This is a genomic window from Chitinivibrio alkaliphilus ACht1, assembly GCF_000474745.1.
GTDB lineage: Bacteria > Fibrobacterota > Chitinivibrionia > Chitinivibrionales > Chitinivibrionaceae > Chitinivibrio > Chitinivibrio alkaliphilus.
Genome location: NZ_ASJR01000066.1, coordinates 1 through 1,053 on the forward strand (window position 1 = coordinate 1; position 1,053 = coordinate 1,053).

At 34.6% G+C, this 1,053-nt stretch carries 1 protein-coding gene; it reads left to right on the forward strand.

What is annotated here, in order from left to right; genetic code table 11:
- Positions 1-18: 18 nt before the first annotated feature.
- Positions 19-1,008: a hypothetical protein gene (locus CALK_RS11645; protein WP_022637850.1), complete on the forward strand. Its 990-nt coding sequence runs from the start codon at positions 19-21 to the stop codon at positions 1,006-1,008.
- Positions 1,009-1,053: the final 45 nt, after the last annotated feature.

Here is a 1,053-nt window from a genome sequence, read left to right on the forward strand (position 1 = left end):
TATAGAGGAGAATTCTAAATGTCAAAGATTCACTACTTTCAACGTTATTCATCGGTTGAAAATACTGTTACGAATAACACGCTCCAGCTATTCGCTCGAATATATGAATATTCAACTGAAAGAGCCTCAAAACTGCTTTCCGAAATAACTGGTGAATCTATAGAAATTGGAATTGAGATTAACCAGCAAGAAAGAAGTGGAAACTCTGTTCCTGATGGAATTGTTCTTCAACGAAGTTTCAAGATACTTATTGAATCAAAAGTAGATGCAGGTGTTGATAAGAATCAGCTACTTCGCCATTCAGAAAGCTTTTCAAACGAATCTCAAAAAATACTTCTATTGCTGACTAAACAAAGATTGTCTGAAAATAACCAGAAGGATATCCAAGCAGATATCTTAAAAAAACATCCTGATATCATTTTTATTAGCACCACTTATGAAGAGATTTGTAAGAGCATAAAGACTCTATTTGCTGAGTATGAAAGTGAAATGACTAATTTAGTTGAAGATTACATTGAATATTGTAATGATGCCAACCTGTTTGATCAGTCGTCATTTCTTATGCGAATAGTTCCTTGTGGGCAAAGCCTAAATATCAACAAAGAATACGGTGTTTACTTTCAACCATCAGATCGTGGATATTCAAAACACAACTATGTGGGAATCTATAAAGACAAAAGAGTTCAATATATCTGGAAAATTGAAAGCGTCTTTGATGTTTTGTATGATGGTAAAGACTTGAAAAAAGAGTTAATCCAAGGTGAAGATACCTCAAAATTTGATGACAAAATTATCGGGATAATCAAGGATGCTGAAAGTGAAAAAGGTTGGGATATTTATTCAAATCACCGTTTTTTCTGTGGGCAACCGATAGCAACTAGTTATGAAAAAGAATCATCAGGCGGAATACAAGGTGCTCGATTATTAAACCTTCGAGATATTGTCGATGAAAAGATTCTTTCGACAGATATTATTGCTAAAAAACTTAAAGATATTTGCTGGTCATAACAAAACGCGTTGGGGAATGACCGCTTCGCGGACACCCCACGCAAA